Origin of the sequence: Streptomyces sp. NPDC058671, assembly GCF_042716475.1 — a bacterium.
Classification (GTDB): domain Bacteria; phylum Actinomycetota; class Actinomycetes; order Streptomycetales; family Streptomycetaceae; genus Streptomyces.
On sequence record NZ_JBHXSA010000010.1, the window covers coordinates 185,655 to 203,635 of the forward strand.

General features: G+C 72.7%; 15 protein-coding genes and 1 pseudogene. 11 read left to right on the forward strand and 5 right to left on the reverse strand.

Translation table 11 applies throughout. The features are described 5' to 3' along the window. Positions 1-2 precede the first annotated feature (2 nt). The 6 genes from ACFWV2_RS15460 to ACFWV2_RS15485 all read left to right on the forward strand — a co-directional run bounded on the left by ACFWV2_RS15460 (position 3) and on the right by ACFWV2_RS15485 (position 7,042). Complete coding sequence (locus ACFWV2_RS15460; RefSeq protein WP_384405495.1) at positions 3-1,334, forward strand: O-antigen ligase family protein; 1,332 nt, start codon at positions 3-5, stop codon at positions 1,332-1,334. Between the two features lie 364 nt (positions 1,335-1,698). After that, complete coding sequence (locus tag ACFWV2_RS15465) at positions 1,699-3,345, forward strand: lipid II flippase MurJ (RefSeq protein WP_384405497.1); 1,647 nt, start codon at positions 1,699-1,701, stop codon at positions 3,343-3,345. After that, positions 3,242-4,042: a polysaccharide deacetylase family protein gene (locus ACFWV2_RS15470; RefSeq protein WP_384405499.1), complete on the forward strand. Its 801-nt coding sequence runs from the start codon at positions 3,242-3,244 to the stop codon at positions 4,040-4,042. The genes ACFWV2_RS15465 and ACFWV2_RS15470 overlap by 104 nt, the downstream gene beginning before the upstream one ends. Beyond that, a complete protein-coding gene (locus ACFWV2_RS15475) occupies positions 4,039-5,184 on the forward strand; it encodes a glycosyltransferase (protein WP_384405501.1) in 1,146 nt (381 codons plus the stop codon). The genes ACFWV2_RS15470 and ACFWV2_RS15475 overlap by 4 nt, the downstream gene beginning before the upstream one ends. A 113-nt stretch (positions 5,185-5,297) precedes the next feature. Beyond that, positions 5,298-5,897, forward strand: a complete 600-nt coding sequence (locus ACFWV2_RS15480; protein WP_384405503.1) for a lipopolysaccharide biosynthesis protein — start codon at positions 5,298-5,300, stop codon at positions 5,895-5,897. Further along, positions 5,894-7,042: a GNAT family N-acetyltransferase gene (locus ACFWV2_RS15485; RefSeq protein ID WP_384405504.1), complete on the forward strand. Its 1,149-nt coding sequence runs from the start codon at positions 5,894-5,896 to the stop codon at positions 7,040-7,042. Before ACFWV2_RS15480 ends, ACFWV2_RS15485 begins: the two co-directional genes overlap by 4 nt. Before the next feature lie 524 nt (positions 7,043-7,566). Here ACFWV2_RS15485 and ACFWV2_RS15490 read toward each other — a convergent pair. Then, positions 7,567-8,685 (reverse strand): annotated as a pseudogene (locus ACFWV2_RS15490) (glycoside hydrolase family 26 protein); the annotation flags it as partial. Positions 8,686-8,841: 156 nt separating this feature from the next. Between ACFWV2_RS15490 and ACFWV2_RS15495 the strand changes: the two are divergent. Together ACFWV2_RS15495 and ACFWV2_RS15500 are read left to right on the forward strand one after the other, a co-directional pair. Next, complete coding sequence (locus ACFWV2_RS15495; RefSeq protein ID WP_384405505.1) at positions 8,842-10,254, forward strand: ATP-grasp domain-containing protein; 1,413 nt, start codon at positions 8,842-8,844, stop codon at positions 10,252-10,254. A 455-nt stretch (positions 10,255-10,709) separates the two neighbouring features. Beyond that, positions 10,710-11,753, forward strand: a complete 1,044-nt coding sequence (locus ACFWV2_RS15500; protein ID WP_384405507.1) for an LCP family protein — start codon at positions 10,710-10,712, stop codon at positions 11,751-11,753. A 62-nt stretch (positions 11,754-11,815) separates the two neighbouring features. Here the strand turns inward: ACFWV2_RS15500 and ACFWV2_RS15505 are convergent, their stop codons facing one another. The 4 genes from ACFWV2_RS15505 to mca form a co-directional block, all read right to left on the reverse strand. Continuing rightward, a complete protein-coding gene (locus tag ACFWV2_RS15505) occupies positions 11,816-13,882 on the reverse strand; it encodes a thioredoxin domain-containing protein (RefSeq protein ID WP_384405508.1) in 2,067 nt (688 codons plus the stop codon). A gap of 144 nt (positions 13,883-14,026) precedes the next feature. Beyond that, positions 14,027-14,413 carry a rodlin gene (locus tag ACFWV2_RS15510; protein WP_384405509.1) on the reverse strand — a complete coding sequence of 129 codons (387 nt, stop codon included), beginning with the start codon at positions 14,411-14,413 and terminating at the stop codon, positions 14,027-14,029. A gap of 369 nt (positions 14,414-14,782) precedes the next feature. Next, complete coding sequence (locus tag ACFWV2_RS15515; RefSeq protein WP_384405510.1) at positions 14,783-15,055, reverse strand: hypothetical protein; 273 nt, start codon at positions 15,053-15,055, stop codon at positions 14,783-14,785. Further along, on the reverse strand, positions 15,048-15,929 hold the full coding sequence (gene mca, locus ACFWV2_RS15520) for a mycothiol conjugate amidase Mca (protein WP_384405511.1): 882 nt from the start codon (positions 15,927-15,929) through the stop codon (positions 15,048-15,050). The genes ACFWV2_RS15515 and mca overlap by 8 nt, the downstream gene beginning before the upstream one ends. 98 nt (positions 15,930-16,027) lie before the next feature. Between mca and ACFWV2_RS15525 the strand changes: the two genes are divergently transcribed. The 3 genes from ACFWV2_RS15525 (at position 16,028) to ACFWV2_RS15535 (ending at position 17,969) form a co-directional block, all read left to right on the forward strand. Further along, positions 16,028-16,429: a DUF4307 domain-containing protein gene (locus ACFWV2_RS15525; RefSeq protein WP_384405513.1), complete on the forward strand. Its 402-nt coding sequence runs from the start codon at positions 16,028-16,030 to the stop codon at positions 16,427-16,429. Positions 16,430-16,619: 190 nt separating this feature from the next. Continuing rightward, positions 16,620-17,117, forward strand: a complete 498-nt coding sequence (gene greA, locus ACFWV2_RS15530) for a transcription elongation factor GreA (protein ID WP_384405515.1) — start codon at positions 16,620-16,622, stop codon at positions 17,115-17,117. A 147-nt stretch (positions 17,118-17,264) separates the two neighbouring features. Beyond that, complete coding sequence (locus tag ACFWV2_RS15535) at positions 17,265-17,969, forward strand: VanZ family protein (RefSeq protein ID WP_384405516.1); 705 nt, start codon at positions 17,265-17,267, stop codon at positions 17,967-17,969. Positions 17,970-17,981: the final 12 nt, after the last annotated feature.

Below are 17,981 nucleotides of genomic sequence, written 5' to 3' on the forward strand. Positions count from 1 at the left end.
TGATGGCGACAGCCGTACCGGTACGCGTGCCGGTACCCGTTCCCGGGCCGGTCGCCGCGCGCCGACAGGTGCGGGACGGGCTCCGCCGGGCAGGGGCGCTGTCCCCGGTCCTCGCGGTGATCGCCCTGCTGCTCGTCCCGTCCGGTGGCGCGGAGGGTGGCACGGGCGGTTCGGGCACGCTCGCCGACGCGGCCTCGGGGCTGCTCGTGCTCGTCTGCCTGGTACGGGTCGTGCGGGGCGGGGCACGGCCGCTGACCCGGGGCGCGGCCGTCGTGCTCGGGCTGCCGGTCCTCGGGATCTGTCTGTCGGCGATCACGTCGAACGACCCGGCGGCGAGCCTGCCGGGTGTCGCCCGTTACGTACAGGTCTTCGTGCTCGTCCCGGCGGCCGTGCTGCTGACGATCCGGGACCGGCGGGACTTCGCGTTCGTCGCGTGGGCGCTGGTCGCCCTGGCTCTGGTCCAGGGCGGGGTCGGCGTGGTGCAGTACCTGACCGGCACGGGCGCCTCGTACATGGGGGAGGACATCCGGGCGGTCGGGACGTTCGGACCGACCGACGTGATGGGCATGGCGACGATCGTGTCGTACGGACTCGTCGTCGTCACCGGGTTCGCGCTGGGCGGCGGCGGCCGGACACGGACGGCGGCGGTCGTCTGCGCGGCACTGCTGTGCGTGCCGCTGGTGGTGTCGTTCAGCCGGGGCGCGTGGATCGCGACGGTGCTGGCGTGCGCGCTCCAGCTGGTGCTGTCGGGGCTCCGGCGGGCCGGCCGGGTGGCGCTGGTGGTGGGCGCGCTGGCCGTGGTCCTCGTCGGCGGTCTCGGCGTCGGCTCGTCGATGGTGAAGGAGCGGGTCGCCAGCATCACGCAGGTGACGGCCGCGCCGGACCAGTCGGTGACGGACCGTTACACGATGTGGGCGGCTGCGGGGCGGATGTGGCGTGCGGAGCCGGTGACGGGGGTCGGGCTGAAGGGCTTCCCGCAGTACCGCGACTCCCATGCCTCGGTGGCGCTGTCCTCGGGCAGCGACACGGCGGGCGCGGGCGCCGACTTCCGGCGTCAGCCGCTGCTCTCCCCGCACAACATGTACCTGCTGGTGCTGAGCGAGCAGGGCCTGGTGGGGCTGCTCGCCCTGGCGGGCAGCTGGGTGGCGCTGCTGGCGGGGGCGCTGTGGCGGCGCGGTCGGGGCGCGGACTGCGCGCTTGTGGCGGTCGGCCTGCTGTCCTGGCAGCTCATCGACTTCTTCTACGCGGACATCGGCGGCCCCTCCACGGTCCTGATGTCGGTGGTCCTCGGTCTGGCGGCCTGGTGGTCCCTGGCGGAGGTGAAGCGTGCGTGACCGCTGGGGCGGGGAGCCGGACGCGACGGACGCGGTGACGGTCCCGGCTCCGGGGTCGTCCCCGGTGCCGGCACCTTCTCCGGCCCCGGGACAGCCCGGGGCCGGGACGGCGGGGACCGGTGGGGCCGGTGGGGTAGGGACCGGTGGGGCCGGTGGGGCCGGTGGGGCCAGGACCGGTACGGCTGACGGGACCGGGACCGGTGCGGCCGGTAGGACTGGCGGGCGCGGCGACACGGCGGACCGGAGCAGGACCGACGGGGCCGGGGGCCCGGATGGCACGCGCGCGCACGCCACCGGCGGCCGAGGCCGCCACCGGCTCCGCCCGCAGCCGTCCTCCGGCCGGTTCCTCGCGCGGGCCGCCGCCGTGACCGCGGGGCTCACCGCCGCCGGTGCGGCGCTGGGGCTCGTACGGGACCAGATCCTGGCGCACTTCTTCGGCGCGGGCGCCGAGACGGACGCCTTCCTGGTGGCCTGGACGGTGCCCGAGTTCGCCTCGACGCTGCTCATCGAGGACGCGATGGCGCTGATCCTGGTGCCCGCGTTCAGCCGGGCGCTCGCGCGGCGGAGCGGCGCCCTCTCCGGTGACCCCGTCCTCTCCCTCGTACGCTCCACCCTGCCCAGGCTCGCGCTCGTCGTGAGCGCCGTCGCGGGACTGCTCGTCCTCACCGCACCGCTCCTGGTCGCCGCCCTCGCGCCCGGTCTCGCCGATCCCCGGCTGGCCGTCGACTGCACCCGGCTGACCGCGACCTGTGTACTCACCTTCGCGCTCGCGGGCTACTGCTCCGCCGCGCTGCGCGCCCACGGCAGCTTCCTGCCACCGGCCGCCATCTACGTCGCGTACAACATCGGCATCATCGGCACGGTCGTGGTGCTCCGCCAGTCCTTCGGCGTCCGGTCGGCGGCCGCCGGGGTCGCCGTCGGCGGCCTGCTGATGGTGCTGGTCCAGACTCCTTACCTGGTGAAGGAGTTGCGCCGCCGACCCGAGTCGGCACCGGCACCGGCACCGGCACCGGCACCGAAGGAGACGGCGGGGACGGGGCTCTCCGGTGACGGGCGGCTGCTCGTCCTCGGGCTCATCGCACCCGTCATCGCCTTCGCGCTCTCGCGTCAGTCCCAGATCCTGGTCGAACGCTTCCTCGCCTCCCCCCTCCCTGCGGGCGCCATCTCGCACCTGAACTACGCGCAGAAGATCGCGCAGATGCCGATGATCCTCTCCCTGATGCTGTGCACGGTCAGCTTCCCCGTCGTCGCCCGTGCCATGGCCGCGGGTGACGCCGAGGGCGCCCGCCGCCGCGTCGAGCGCGACCTGCTGCTGGCCGCCGTCGTCGTACTCGTCGGCGCCTCGATCGTGATCGCCGCCGCCCCCCAGATCGTCGAAGTCCTCTTCCAGCGGGGGGCGTTCGACCGCGCCGACACCGACGCCACCGCCGCCGTCATGCGCGTCTACGCCCTCGGGCTGCTCGGCCAGACACTGGTCGGCACCCTCGTCCGCTGCTACTTCTCCGCCGCGCGGCCGCTCTGGTACCCGGCCGCCGCCATGGCCACGGGGCTCGCCGTGACCGCCCTCGCCGGAATCCCCGGCGCCCTCCTCTGGGGCGCGGTCGGCATCGCCGCGGCCAACGCGCTGGGCATCACGCTCACCGCCGTGATGATGCTGGTCGGCGCCCGCCGCCAGTCCATCCCGTTACGCGTCCGCTACCTCGGTGAGGGGCTCCTGCGACTGGCCACGGCCGCCGCCTGGGCCACCGGAGCCGGCTGGTTCTGCGCCTCCCTCGTGAGCCCTGCGCTCCTCTCGCTCGCCGTCGCGAGCGTGGTCACCGCGTCCGTCTTCCTGCTCTTCACCGCCTGCGCGCCCCGCGCGCCCGACATCCCGCCCCTCACCCCCGTCGCATCACGAAGGCTCGCCCATGCCCGTTGCCTTGGCGCCCCGCACCCCCGCGATTCGTCGTCTGCTGCCGAAGCCGCCCCCCTGGGTGGTGATGTACCACTCGATCGCGGACACACCGAATGATCCGTACCGGGTGACCGTCTCCCCCGTGCGTTTCGCCAGGCAGCTGCACTGGCTGAGCGACCGGGGACTGCGCGGTGTCTCGGTACGGGAACTGCTCGCCGCCACGGCCGCGGGCCGCGCGAAGGGGCTGGTCGGACTCACCTTCGACGACGGGTACGCGGACTTCGTCGAAGCGGCGGTGCCGCTGCTGCGCCACCACCGGTTCACGGCCACCGTCTACGTCCTGCCGGGCCGTTTCGGCGGCGCGAACACCTGGGACGGAGACGGCCCGCGCAAGCCGCTGCTGACCGAGGAGGGCATCCTGCGCGCCGCCGCGGCCGGCATGGAGATCGGCTCCCACGGTCTGCGGCACGTCTCGCTGCCCGCGGCCGACGACGCGGCCCTCGCCGACGAGACCCGCCGCAGCCGCGCCCTCCTCCAGGACCTCACCGGGACGTCCGTGGACGGGTTCTGCTACCCGTACGGCCACGTCGACGCCCGCACGATCCACGCCGTGCGGGCCGCGGGCTACCGCCACGCCTGCGCCATCGACCCCGGCGCGCTGACCAGCACGCACGCGTTGCCGCGCATCCACATCGACGAGCGGGACGCCGCCTGGCGCCTCACCGCCAAGCGTGTCCTGCACCCGCTGCGCCGCCGTCGCCCCGCCGATCTGGTGCCCGCCCCGCAGCGACTCGTCGGAGCGGACGTCTCATGAAGGTCCTGCACGTCATCACCGGTCTCGGCATCGGCGGCGCGGAACAGCAGCTGCGGCTGCTGCTGCGCCATCTGCCGGTCCGCGCCGAGGTCGTGACGCTCACCAACCCGGGCGTGGTCGCCCGCGGCATCGAGGCCGACGGCACGCCCGTCACCCACCTCGGCATGGCCGGCAACCGCGACCTCGGCGCGCTGCCCCGCCTCACCTGGCTGATCCGACGGGGCCGGTACGACCTCGTCCACACCCATCTGTACCGGGCGAACCTGTACGGCAGGCTCGCCGCCCGCGTCGCCGGGGTCCGTCCGGTCCTGGCCACCGAGCACTCCCTCGGCGACACGCAGATCGAGGGCCGCCCGCTGTCCGCCGGCACCCGCGCCCTCTATCTGGCCGGCGAGCGCCTGGGCACCGCCACCGTCGCCGTCTCCCCCAGCGTCGCGCGCCGCCTGGAGGAGTGGGGGGTGGCCCCGTCCCGTATCCGCGTCGTGCCCAACGGCATCGAGACGGCCCGCTTCGGCTACACCGAGGACCGCCGGCGGCTCGCCAGGAAGCTGCTCGATCTGCCCGAGGACGCGTTCGTCGTCGGCGGGGTGGGGCGGCTCGCGCCCGCGAAACGGTTCGATCGTCTCGTACGGGCGGTGGCGTCGGTGCCGGAGGCGCGGCTGCTCCTCGTCGGCGAGGGCGAGGAGCGCGCGCGGCTGACGGCGCTGGCCCGTGAGTGCGGGGCCGCCGACCGGGTGCTGTTCGCGGGGGCGTGCGAGGACCCGGCGCCGGAGGGAGCCGAGGGGCCCGATCTGCCGTCGCTGCTCGCCGCGATGGACGTCTTCGTCTCCACCTCGCCCGACGAGTCGTTCGGCCTGGCGGTCGTCGAGGCGCTGGCCGCCGGACTGCCGGTGCTGTACGTGGCGTGTCCGGCGATCGACGACCTGCCGGCCGACGCGGCGCCCGGCGCCCGCCGGATCGGCGGGTCGGTCCTGGAGCTCGTCTCGGCGCTGCGCGGCGTCCAGGACGCCCGGCCCACCCGGCTCCCGGCGCCCACCGCGGCGTCCCGCTACGACATCGCCCACAGTGCACGGCAATTGATGTCCCTCTACGAACAGGCCGTTCCCGGCACCCCTCTCCCCGCGAAGCGAGACACCCGATGACCCCTTCACGCTCCTCACGACCGGCGAGCTCCCCCGGCTCCGCGGATCCCGGCCCGCCGCCCTCGCGCCGTTCCCCCCTCCCGACGGCTCTGCGAACCCCGCACCGCGGGTGGGTGCTGCCCGCCTCCGTGCTGGCGGGCGTCCTCCTCGGCGGAGGATACGGAGCGCTGAAGGCTCCGGAGTACGCGGCGACGAGCTACGTCATCGTGGTCCCGGCCGGGAAGTCGGACCCGGCCGCGGCCCTCGGCTTCGCCCAGGCGTACGGGCGGGTCGCCACCGACATCGCGGTGACCGGCGACGCCCAGGTGTGGGCCGGGGTCTCGGCGCAGACCCTGCGTTCCAGCGTGCAGGCGGCCACCAGCCCGGACGCGCCGATGATCTCCATCACGGCACGGGCGGCCAAACCGGCCCGGGCGGTGTCCATGGCCGACGGGGTGGCCCGCGCGCTGGTCCTCAACAGCTCGCACGTCTCCGGGAGCACGGGTGTGAAGGTGGTGCAGTTCTCGCGGGCGACCAGGCCCTCCGCGCCGGTCTCGCCGTCCGCGCCGCTCTCGGCGCTCGTCGGCGGCTGCGCGGGCGGTCTCCTCGGCGGTCTGGCCCTCCTGGTCCGCCCCGGGCGTGCCACACGCGCCGAGGCGCGGCACTCGCGGCAGCCCGCCGCCGTCCCCGGTCCGGCGGGCGCACAGTACGTGCCGGAACCGGAGACGGTGTGAGTACGGCGGGCGGGGGCGGTCTGCGGGCCGAGATCTGCCGGGACGACGCGGAGTTCGGCCGACTCGCGGACCGGTGGACGTCGTTGTACGCGCGCTGCTCGACGGCGACCCCGTTCCAGTCCCATGCGTGGCTGCACTCGTGGTGGGTGTCGTACGGCAGGCCCGGCGCGCTGCGCGTGGTGCTCGTACGACGGGCGGACGGCGAACTGGTCGCGGCGGCGCCCCTGATGCGCGCCCGCGGCCCGCTCCCGGTCCTCACCCAGCTCGGCGGCGCCATCACCGACTTCACCGACGTCCTCCTCGACGACTCCTGCCCGGACGCCGTCCCCGCGCTGGCCGGGGCGCTGGCCCGGGCGGCGCGGGGCGGGGTGATCGATCTGCGCGAGGTACGGCCGGGAGCGGCGGCCGAGCGGGTCTTCGGCCGCTGGAGCGGTCCGCGCAGGCGGCTCGCCGACTCCCTCTGCCTGGAGCTGCCCGCGGTGCCGATGGACGACCTGCTCCAGCGGATCCCGTCGGCCAAGGCCCAGCGGGTGCGGGCCAAGCTGCGCAAGCTCGACGCGCTCGGCATCGACGAGCGGGTCGTGACCGGGGAGGAGGTGCCGGCGGCGCTGGAACGGCTGCTGCGGCTCCACCAGCTCCAGTGGCAGGGCAGAGGGGTGACCGCCGAACACACCAGCGACCGGTTCGCGCAGCATCTCGCGCGGGCGGTCCGGCCGATGGTCGAGTGCGGGGACGCGCGGGTGACCGAGTTCCGGCTCGCCGGGGACGTGGTCGCGGCCGACCTCACCCTGATGTCACCGCGGCTCGCGGGCGGCTATCTGTACGGCGCGGATCCGGTGCTGCGGGCCCGGAAGGTCGATGTGGCGACGATGCTGCTGCGGCACGGGGCCCGCGAGACGAGCGCGAGCGGGCGCGCGACGCTGAGCATGCTGCGGGGCACGGAGCCGTACAAGCGGCACTGGCGGCCGGAGACCGTGCCCAACCAGCGGCTGATGCTGTCCGGCCGGGGCGCGGCTCCGTTGCTGTGGCTGCGGGCGGGCGCGGCGGACGCGCGGCGCGGACTGGCGCGGCAGGCGCGTGAGCGGGCGTGGGTGGGGCGTGCGGTCGGCCGCCTGCGCGGGCGGCCGAGCGGCGGCGAAGGATGAGCTCCCGCGCCGCCGCGGTGACCCTCGGGTGATCAGAAGGGCCAGGTCTCGCTGTCCATGAGCTCCTCCCAGGGCTCGATGTCGTCGACGTCGTTGAGGTCCACGATGTCGACGACATCGTCGATCGCGTCCTTCGAGCCGCCCTTGTCGATGCAGATGGGCCCGCCGATCCAGCTCTCGACCCAGGAACCGAGATTGATGCTCCAGCAGTCCTTCTCGGGCTTGGGCGTCGGCTTGGGTTCCGGCTTGGGCGTGGGCTTGGGCGTGGGCTTGGGTTCGGGCTTCGGCTCAGGCTTCGGCTCGGGCTTCGGCTCAGGCTTCGGCTCGGGCTTCGGCGGAACTTCCGGCTTCGGCTCGGGCTTCGGCGGAACTTCCGGCTTCGGCTCGGGCTTCGGCGGAACTTCAGGCTTCGGCTCGGGCTTCGGCGGAACTTCAGGCTTCGGCTCGGGCTTCGGCTCAGGCTTCGGGGGAACTTCAGGCTTCGGCTCGGGCTTCGGCTCAGGCTTCGGGGGAACTTCCGGCTTCGGCGGCAGTTCGGGCCTCGGCGGGACCTCCGGCTTCGGCGGCACCTCGGGCCTCGGCGGCACCTCGGGCACCTCCGGCTCCGTCGGCACCTCCGGCACCTCGGGCACCTCGGGTTCGGCGCCGTACAGCATCTGACGGAACACCTGCGACGACCTCGGATTGTCGTCGCACTGCCAGACGCCGTGCGGGCAGTAGTCGGTGATCGTGTGGTAAAGCGGCTGGTGCTGCTTCATCCATTCGATCATGCGCCGCATGTACTCGGCGTTGTCCCCGTTCCGGAAGAGCCCCCATTCCGGGTACGAGATCTGCTTCCCGTGCTCGGCCGCGAATTCCACCTGCTTGCGCAGCCCGTACGGCTCGTTGACGTGGCTGTCGAACGTGGACCCCGACGGCTGGTCGTACGAATCCATTCCGATGATGTCGACCACGTCGTCACCCGGATAGCATTCCGTCCACGGAACGGCGTCCCTGCCCCGGCTCGGGTTGAAGTCGAAGCGGAACTCCTGGCCCGGGACGGAACGCATCGCGGTGACGATCCGGGTCCAGTACTTCTTCCACGCCGTCGGATCCGGTGCGCACCGGTGGGTGTACGTGGTGCCGTTCATCTCCCACCCGAGGACGATGACCGTGTCCGTCGCCTCCAGGTCGACCAGGCGTTCGGCCAGCGCCTTGAAGTGATGGTCGTAGTACCCCGCGGCGCCGAGCCCGAGCTGCCTGCGGACCTCGCGGTCGGAGACCCCGGCCTCGTTGCGCTCCAGCATCGGCACGTTCAGGACGAACAGCCGGTCCGCCCGCTCGTTGCGCCAGTCCGCCCAGGCGTCCAGGAAGCCCGGGGGGCCCTCGATGTTCGACCAGAGGTCGCCGGGGAGGTACGTGTGCCCGACCCGCAGCTCCCTGCCGCCGAGCCAGCGCTCCAGTTGGCCGATGCGGCTGACCCCGACGGGGCCCGATTCCAGGAACGCGCCCATCGCGCTGGAGGGAGTCGGTTCGGGGGCCCCGGTCGTTAGGGGTTCGGTGGCGTGAGCCGGAGAGGACAACACGACCGAGCCCGAGGCGAGGAGCCCCGCGGTGAACACCCCCAACCATGTCCTCGACACTTTCCGTCTTCCGATGGCCATGACTACTCCTACTCGTCCCGCGCCACTTGATGAGCCGTCAATCCGATGTCCAGAAAGTATTCCTAATAAGCCGACCGTGAACGCGCCGACAATCTGATCCGTAGTCCATTGGTGGCTTTCATCGCCCACTTGGGGCACCCGAGACGAGGGCATGCCGTGCCGAGTTTTGACACCAGCGTCCCCGCGCTCCTCGTGCGGCTGGACCGGAATCCCTTTCATCACGGCACGCTCGGCGCCGCCCGGTCCCTCGGGCGGGCCGGCATTCCGGTCCACGCGGTGATCGAATCGCTCACCAGCCCCGTCACCCGCTCGCGCTACGTCCGCGACGTCCACGTGAGCCCCGACGCCCCCTCCCCGGCCGAGCTCGCCCGCCTCCTGCTGACGCTGTCCGACGGACTCCCGGGCCCCGGACCCGCGCTCCTGGTCCCCATGGACGACGTCAGCGCCCTCGCGCTGGCCGAGCACCGCACCGAGCTCGCGGGCAGGTACCTGCTGCCGGATCAGACGCCCGAGCGGCTCGTACGGGTGGCCGACAAGGCGGCCCTAGCCGAGACCTGCCGGGCCCTGGGCCTCCCCCATCCCCGTACCGAGATCCCCGCCGGCGCCGACGAGGCGGCTGCCATGGCGTGGTCGCTCGGCCTGCCGGCCGTCGCCAAGTGGAGCCGCCCCTGGCTGCTCCCGGCCGGAAGCGGGTTGCGCAGTACGTCGATCGTGCGGTCACTCGCCGAGGTACGCGCGCTGTACGCCCGCACCCCGCAGGCCGGCAGCCGGCTGCTGCTCCAGCGACTGCTGCCGGCGGGGCGGCACCTGGACTGGTTCTTCCACGGGTACGCGGACTCCACCGGCCGCTGCTCCGCCGCCGCCACCGGGCGCAAGGAACGCTCGTGGCCGCACGGGGCCGGGCTCACCGCGGTCGGCCGATGGACGCCGAATCCCGCCGTCGAACGCGTCGCCCGCGACCTGCTCACCGCTCTCGGCCACCGGGGCGTGGTCGACCTCGACTTCCGGCTCGACCGGTCGACGGACACGTACCACCTGCTCGACTTCAACCCGCGCCCCGGCGCCCAGTTCCGGCTCTTCGCGGACCGCGAGGGGCTCGACGTCGTCCGCGCGATGCATCTGGACCTGACCGGGCGCCGGGTCCCGCCGCACTCCCCCGCGTACGGCCGCCGGTTCGTGGTGGAGAACTACGCGGCGCTGGCCCTGCTCACCTCCCCGCGCCGCCGCCCCGACGCCGAGCGGGGCATCGGGGGCGGAGCGGACCACGGCGCCGAAGGCGGTACGGAGACGGACGCGACACCGGCCGCGGAGTCCGGGAACGCGACGCGGCGCGTGGAGACGGCCTGGTTCGCCGCCGACGACCCCGTGCCGGCCCTCGCCATGACCTGGGCCTGGTTCCGCCACGCCCTGCGCAGGGGACTCACCGCACTCCGCCGACCCGCCCGGCCCGAAGGCCTTACGCCGGCGAACGGTCCGGCGACCGCGCTGCCGTCTCCGCCCGCGGCGCGTATCCCCTCCCAGGGGGCGTGCGAGGGAGGCACGACGAAAGACCGGGCCCGGCAGGCGTGAGGGCGCCCGGGAAAACCGACGGCCGCATCGCACGCCATTTTCCCGACGGTATTCACTCCATCGGACAGACCGAATTACGCCGGACGCCGCGCATCCCGGCTCAGCGCGGCCAGATCGGCGTCCTCATCAGCCGCTCCCACTCGTGATCGGGGGCTCCCGGCACCGTGCGGCCTGCTTGGGCCCACCGCTGTACCAGCGAGGAATAGAGGGGGAACGGTCCTTGGTCGGCGGGTGGCGGGTCCACCACATAACGGCTCTTCGGAATGAAGGCCATCCGCTCCCATTTGCCGGGATCGGGCGCCATCTTCCCCTCCCATCCGGTGTGGTTCCCGCATCATTCCACAGACCCCGCAGGAGAGTGATTCGATCGGTCGATGTCGCGTCGCGAACCTGTGTGCGACAGATATCGATTTACTGTGCGGGTCCATATTCCCGAGCTCTGGTGGTGTACGACCGTGTCCGTCAGGAAACTCACGCGCCCGCGGCGACTCGTGCTCGCCACTGCGGCGCTCGTCGCCCTCGGTTCCGGGGCGCTCGCCGCCGCCCCCGCCCTGCCCTCCCCGTCCCTGCCGTCCCCCGACCGGGGGCTCAACATCCTGGTCGTCGGTCTCGACACCCGGAAGGGCGTGACCGCGCGGGAGAAGGAGGCGTACCGCCTCGGTGGCAAGGAGTGCGGCTGCACCGACGTGATGATGCTGGTGCACGTCTCCGCCGACCACGGCCGGGTCAGCGTGCTGGGGCTGCCGCGCGACTCGCTCACCCGGTTCCCGGCCGGCCACCGGGACCGGCGGACGGGCGCGCCGCACGACGCCCATGCGGCGAAGCTCAACAGCGCCTGGGCCGAGGGCGGGCCGTCGTACGCGATGGAGATGGTCGAGAGGACGACGCGGCTCCCCGTACACCGCTATCTGGAGATCGACTTCCGCCGGTTCATGGACGCCGTGGACCGGCTCGACGGCGGCGTGCCGATCTGCGCCAAGGAACCGCTGAAGGACACGGTCACCGGCATCGAACTCGCGCCGGGCACCACGAACGTCGGCGGCGGGGAGGCCCTCCAGTACGTGCGCTCGCGGCGCGCCGACGGACAGATGGACTTCGGGCGGATCCGCAAGCAGCAGCAGTTCGTCGTCAACACCCTGCGGAAGGTGCGCTCGGACCTGCTGGGGAGCCCGGTGGAGCTGATGACGTTCGCCTCGGTGCTGCGCGGGCCGGCGCTGGCGGAGCGTCGCGCGCTCTCCACCCTGGACCTGATGCTCCTCGCCGTGCGCCTGCGGAACCTCACCCCCGACCGGATGGAGTTCGCGACCGTGCCCGTACTCCGCTTCGAGACCGTCCAGGGCGCCGGGTCCTCGGTGGCCTGGAACGTGGCGCACGCCGAGGAGGTGTTCGCGCGGCTGCGCGCGGACGAGCCGCTGCCGCCGGCCCGCCCCACCCCGTCCAGTGAGATCCCCCAGGCCGAGTACCGGCCGGCCGGCGGCGCTTCGCTCGTCTGCGCGTAGCCCGCCGGGCCGGTGCCGGTCCGGGGTGGGGCGGTGACGGTCCCGTCCGGTCCCGGGCGCCGTCAGCGGCTGAGCTTGCCGGCCAGCTCGGCCGGGTCCGTCGTCGGCGCGTCGCAGGTGAAGTGCCGGCAGACGTAGGCCGCCGCTCCTCCGTTCACCAGCGGGCGGTCCCTGAGCAGCGGGAACTCGTCGCTGTCCGGGGTGCCGAAGGCGACGACCGCGCCGGGCGCGGGCGCGAGCAGGGCGGTGCGGTGCAGAGCGCGGGCCAGGTCGTCCCCGGCGGGGCCGGCCACCGCGATCTCGCGCGGCCCGTCGAGCAGGGCCTCCGCCGTGGCCAGGCCCCAGCCGATGAAGCGGGGAGCGCGCGGCCCCAGGGCCTTGACGACGCCGAGGGCGCCCTCGGCGGCCGCCCGGTGCGCCTCCGAGCCGGTGTGGGCGGCGTACGAGAGGAGCGCGCCCCCGGCGGCGGTCCAGCCGGACGGTGTCGCGCTGTCGGTGGGGTCCTGCGGCCGGCGGATCAGGGTCTCCGCGTCGTGGGCCGTGTCGTACAGCGCCCCGCCCTCGGCGACGAACTGGTCGAGCACGATGTCCAGGAGGAAGCCGGCGAACTCCAGCCAGGCGCCCTCTCCGGTGACACCGGCGAGCGCGAGGAAGCCCTCGGCGACGTCGGCGTAGTCCTCCAGCACTCCGGCGTTGGGCCCGACCCGGCCGTCCCTGGAGGTCCGGGAGAGCCGCGCGCCCTCTCCCATGTGCACGCGAACGAGCAGGTCGGCGGCCTCGGTGGCGCGTTCGACCAGGTCGGGGCGGTCGAAGAAGGCACCGGTCTCGGCGAGGGCGGCGATCGCGAGACCGTTCCAGGCGGCGACCACCTTGTCGTCGCGGCCGGGGCGGGGCCGCCGCGCGCGGGCGGCGAGGAGCCGCTCCTTGATCGAGGCGAGCCGGTCGGCGTCGACCGGACCCGCCTCCTGCGGGAGCTGGAGGACGGAGGCGCCCTCCTCGAAGGTCCCCTCCTCGGTCACGCCGAAGTACCGGGCGGCATCCCGGGCGTCCTCCTCGCCCAGCACCTCGGTCAGCTGCGCCGGTGTCCACACGTAGTACGCGCCCTCCGCGTGCCGTTCGCCCCCGCCGGCGCCTTCGTCCCGGGTGGGTTCGCCTCCGTCCTCGACGGGGCTGTCGGCGTCCAGCGCCGAGGCGAATCCGCCCTCCGCGGTGCGCAGTTCGCGGACCATGAAGTCGGCGGTCTCCAGCGCGACCCGCCGGGCCAGGTCGTCTCCGGTGGCCCGCCACAGGTGCGCGTACACCCGGCAGAGCAGGGCGTTGTCGTAGAGCATCTTCTCGAAATGGGGCACGACCCATTCGCGGTCCACGGAGTAGCGGGCGAAGCCGCCGCCGAGCTGGTCGTAGATGCCGCCGCGGGCCATCGCCGCGCAGGTGTCGGCTGCCATCTGCAGGGCGCCTTCCGCGCCCGTACGGGCGTGGTGGCGCAGCAGGAACTCCAGCACCATCGACGGCGGGAACTTGGGCGCGCCGCCGAAGCCGGCGCTGCGGGAGTCGTAGTCCCGGGTGAGGCCGAGCAGGGCCTGGGCCAGTTCCGCCTCGCCGGGGACGCCGTCGCCGCCGTAGGCCAGGGAGCGGGACGAGAGGTCCCTGACGATGTTGCCGGCGACCTCGCCGACCTCGTCGCGGCGCTCGGTCCACGCCCGGGAGACGCCGTCGAGGACGTCGAGGAAGGAGGGCATGCCGTGGCGGGGCTCGGGCGGGAAGTACGTACCGAAGTAGAACGGCTCGGCGTCCGGGGTGAGGAAGACCGTCATGGGCCAGCCACCCTGCCCGGTGGCCGCCTGCACGGCCTCCATGTAGACGGCGTCGACGTCGGGGCGCTCCTCGCGGTCGACCTTGACGGCGACGAAGCGCTCGTTGACGTGGGTGGCGGTGGTGTCGTCCTCGAAGGACTCGTGCGCCATCACATGGCACCAGTGGCAGCTGCTGTAGCCGACGCTGAGCAGCACGGGCACGTCGCGACGGCGCGCCTCGGCGAACGCCTCGGGCGACCACGGCCACCAGTCGACCGGGTTGTCGGCGTGCTGGAGGAGGTACGGGGACGTCTCATGGGCCAGTCGGTTCGGCATGCTCCCCATCCTCCCGCACACGGCTGAGCCCCGTCCGTGCGCCACGGGGGCGTCGAACGGTCGGGGCACCGGTACGGCGGAGCGGCCCCGCCCTTCGCAGGGGAGCTGCGAGGGGGGCGGGGCCGCTCAGCGACGAAGCTGACGTCAGCTGACGTCGGTGTTGCCGTTGTCGGCCAGGAGGTCGACCAGGTCCGACAGCGGGTTGTTCTGCTGCTGCTGCACCGAGTTCTGGGTGCACGTCATGTTCTGCTTCGGGCTCAGAACGTCGTCCACGTTGACGGCAACGACGTTGACGATCGGAACCTGCGCGGTGATGTCCTGGACATCGAAGCAGTGCAGGACGCCACCGTTGATGAGGCCGAAGTTCGGGCTCATGTAGCCACCGGTGGAGTTGCTGCCGATGGCCTGCTTCGACGTGTTGCCGATGACGTTGGTGCTGTTGCCGTCATCAGCCGCCGCAGACGCCGTGGCGGCCGACATGCCGACGACGGAGGCCGCAACTGCCGCGGTGGCGAGAACCTTCTTGATCACGAGATTTCCTTCTTGAGCTGGAGGGCCCTGGAATGCTCCGTTACCGAAGCAGCCTGATCAACTGCCGGACAATGGATTGGTTCCGGCTGATCACCCTGATGCGCTATTCGGCAGATGAACGCCATCGGACGTGATCTCGAAGGGCACGCGTTCGGTAGGGGCGTGCGTCCCTGGGGAGGCCGGGCGGGACACCGGTCGACCGCTCCGCTCGCCCGCGACGACGCGCTCCGCCCGGAACAGGTGTTCGCGCAGGCGGGAGCTCTCGGCGGGGGCGGAGACCGCGGCCGCTCTCCGGCCGTTCTCCGGGCGGGTACGACTCAGGGCCCCGGGAGGTCGTCCCGGGGCCCTGGTGGTCGGGGGCCGTACCCGCTACTCCCCTGCCGTCGCCTTGCCGGACCGCGCGGCCGCGGGGGCGGTCCGGGCGGCCGCGGGGGCGGTCCGGGCGGCCGGGTCCGGGGCCTCCTCGAAGGAGATCCTGCCCATGTGGCGGTTCATCGACTTCATCAGCTGCCAGACCGCGAGGGCCAGGACGGCGAAGACGATGAAGCCGAGGACGCCGGGGGTCACCTTGTTCTTGTCCAGCTCTTCGGCGGCGAAGGGGACAAGCTGGGTCAGTGCCAGGTGTGCGCTCATGTCAGGCATTGTCGCGGATGCCCGCGAAGAGATCTTCCTCGGGGAGGGAGGTCGGGACCAGCGCCTTGCTGAGCTCGTACTCCTCCGTCGGCCAGACCTCCTTCTGGATCTCCATCGGGACCCGGAACCAGCCGCCGTCGGGGTCGATCTGGGTGCGGTGGGCGATCAGGGCCTTGTCGCGGATCTCGAAGAAGTCGGCGCAGGGCACGAAGGTCGTCAGCGTCCGCTCGGTGCGCTCGAACTCCTTCCAGCGCTCCAGCCACTCGCCGTACGGGGACTCCAGGCCGCGGGCGAGGAGCGCCTCGTGCAGGGCGGTGGTGCGGGGGCGGTTGAAGCCCTGGTTGTAGTAGAGCTTCAGGGGCTGCCAGACCGGGCCGAACTCGGCCTCCGGGTACTTCTCGGCGTCGCCCGCACCGTCGAAGGCCACCATCGAGATCTTGTGGGTCATGATGTGGTCGGGGTGCGGGTACCCGCCGTTCTCGTCGTAGGTCGTGATGACCTGCGGACGGAACGAGCGGATCTTCCGGACCAGCTCACCGGCCGCCGTGTCGACGTCCGCGAGGGCGAAGCAGCCCTCGGGGAGCGGGGGCAGCGGGTCGCCCTCGGGGAGACCCGAGTCGACGAAACCCAGCCATTCCTGGGAGACGCCCAGGATCTCGCGGGCCTCGTCCATCTCCTTGCGGCGCACCTCGTGGATGTTCGCCTCGATGTAGGGGTCACCCTGAAGCCTGGGGTTGAGGACCGAGCCGCGCTCGCCGCCCGTGCACGTCACCACCATGACGTCCACCCCCTCGGACACGTACTTGGCCATCGTCGCCGCACCCTTGCTCGACTCGTCGTCGGGGTGGGCGTGAACGGCCATCAGTCGCAGCTGCTCTGTCAAGACTCGATCCTCAGTGATTCGACGCGGAGCGTGGTCTCTATAGTGACGGAATCGGGGGAGGGAAAATTCCGCCACCCCCGGCTTCGAGAGGATCGATCATGAGCGCGGCGCGAGAGCAGCTGCCCCAGGAGCGCTACGGACGCTCCGCGGACCAGGCTGCGGACCGCAAGCTCAAGATCACGGGCTCGGTGCTCGGTGTCCTCTTCCTCGGGATGCTGGGCTGGTTCGGCTGGTACTACGTCGTCGACAGCAGGATCAGCGCCGAGATGATCAAGTTCGACGTGGTGAGCGCCACCGAGGTCCAGGTGCACCTGGAGATCCGCAAGGACGAGGGCGTCCTGGGCGTCTGCACCCTGCGCTCCCGCTCCGAGGACGGCGCCGAGGTGGCCCGCAAGGACGTCCGCATCGACGACCCCGCCGACCGGGTCGACAGCGTCTTCTCGCTCCGTACGACCGCCCCCGCGACGAGCGCCGAGCTCCTGGGGTGTACGGCCCGGTAGCGGTGGGTAGGGACGAGGTGTCGAGCCCCGGCGAGTCGCCACGGTGACCTGGGAAGACACCATCCCCGATGGTTATGTCCTCCCGCTTTTCGCCACTCATTGTTAGGCTCGTGGTTTCGCCCACCCGGGACAGCGCTGCTTTCCCGTGTAGGGCGATGCTTTGTATTCCCAGTACCTACGAGGAGCACCCGTGACCCAGACCAGCGACAACGTCACCTGGCTCACCCAGGAGGCGTACAACAAGCTCCAGGACGAGCTTGCGTACCTGTCTGGCGCCGCGCGTACCGAGATCACCGCCAAGATCGCCGCGGCGCGCGAAGAAGGCGACCTGCGCGAGAACGGCGGGTACCACGCGGCCAAGGAGGAGCAGGGCAAGCAGGAGCTCCGGATCCGCCAGCTCACCCAGCTCCTGGAGCACGCCAAGGTCGGCGAGGCCCCCGCGGACGACGGTGTCGTCGAGCCCGGCATGGTCGTCACGATCGCCTTCGACGGCGACGAGAACGACACGATGACCTTCCTGCTCGCCTCCCGCGAGTACGCGAGCGGTGACATCGAGACGTACTCGCCGCAGTCGCCGCTCGGCGTCGGCGTCAATGGCAAGAAGGCCGGTGAGGACGCCGAGTACGAGCTGCCGAACGGCAAGAAGGCCGCGGTGAAGATCCTCAGCGCCAAGCCGTACACCGGCTGAGGCGCCTGATCTCCCCGAAGGACCGGACCCCGGGGGTCCGGTCCTTCGTCGTCTCCCGGTCCGGCGCCGGGGCCCGGTGCCCGTGTATCGCGGGCGTATCGGAAACCGCATACGCCATCGCAACGGCCCTCCGGCTCCCATGGGGGGATGAACCACGACGCTTCCCTGCCGCCCCCGTCCCGACGCACGCGCCGGGTCGTCTTCGTCGGCCTGGCGGTCCTGGGCGTGGCGGGCGCCCTGTTCGTCGTGCGCAGGCCGCTGACGATGGCCGCTCCGACGTGCCTGGCCGGGCGGTGGCACGGCTGCCTCGACACGTTCAACGGCGTGGTGCTCATGACGCTGGTCACGCTGCCCCTGGCCGTGCTGGTGGCGTGGGTGTCTGCGCGCCGTCGGCGGGCAGCGGGCGTCCCCTCGGCGTGGCGGCTGTCACTGGCCGAGGTGGGCATGGTCCACGGGACGGTGCCGTTCCTGTGGATGACCATGATGCCGGGCGGCGGGGCCGGCGTCGTCCCCGCCCGGGTGAGCCTGGTGCCGCTGCGGGACCTGGTCACGATGGGCCCGCTCGGGATCGGCGGCAACCTGCTGGTCCTCGCGGCGCTGGGGTTCTTCGCCCCGATGCGGTTCGCGGCGGTGGCGTCCCTGCCGCGGGTCCTGGCGCTCGGGGCGGGCTGCTCGGTCCTGGTCGAGACCGCGCAGTACGTCCTGCGGCTCGACCGTGTGTCGTCCGTGGACGACGTCCTGGTCAACGCCACCGGCGCCGCGCTGGCCGCCCTGGCGTCGCGCCGCTGGTGGCGGACCCGGGCGGCAGGGCCTTCGGAGCTGCCCCGCCCCGTGCCGACACCGGTCGGCTGACGTGTCCGGCAC

Bases quoted from the DNA above. Each gene is read 5' to 3' on its own strand.
- ACFWV2_RS15460 (WP_384405495.1), top strand. From the start codon at position 3: ATGGCGACAGCCGTACCGGTACGCGTGCCGGTACCCGTTCCCGGGCCG.
- ACFWV2_RS15470 (WP_384405499.1), top strand. From the start codon at position 3,242: ATGCCCGTTGCCTTGGCGCCCCGCACCCCCGCGATTCGTCGTCTGCTG.
- ACFWV2_RS15475 (WP_384405501.1), top strand. From the start codon at position 4,039: ATGAAGGTCCTGCACGTCATCACCGGTCTCGGCATCGGCGGCGCGGAA.
- ACFWV2_RS15505 (WP_384405508.1), bottom strand. From the start codon at position 13,882: ATGCCGAACCGACTGGCCCATGAGACGTCCCCGTACCTCCTCCAGCAC.
- ACFWV2_RS15515 (WP_384405510.1), bottom strand. From the start codon at position 15,055: ATGCCTGACATGAGCGCACACCTGGCACTGACCCAGCTTGTCCCCTTC.
- ACFWV2_RS15525 (WP_384405513.1), top strand. From the start codon at position 16,028: ATGAGCGCGGCGCGAGAGCAGCTGCCCCAGGAGCGCTACGGACGCTCC.
- ACFWV2_RS15535 (WP_384405516.1), top strand. From the start codon at position 17,265: ATGAACCACGACGCTTCCCTGCCGCCCCCGTCCCGACGCACGCGCCGG.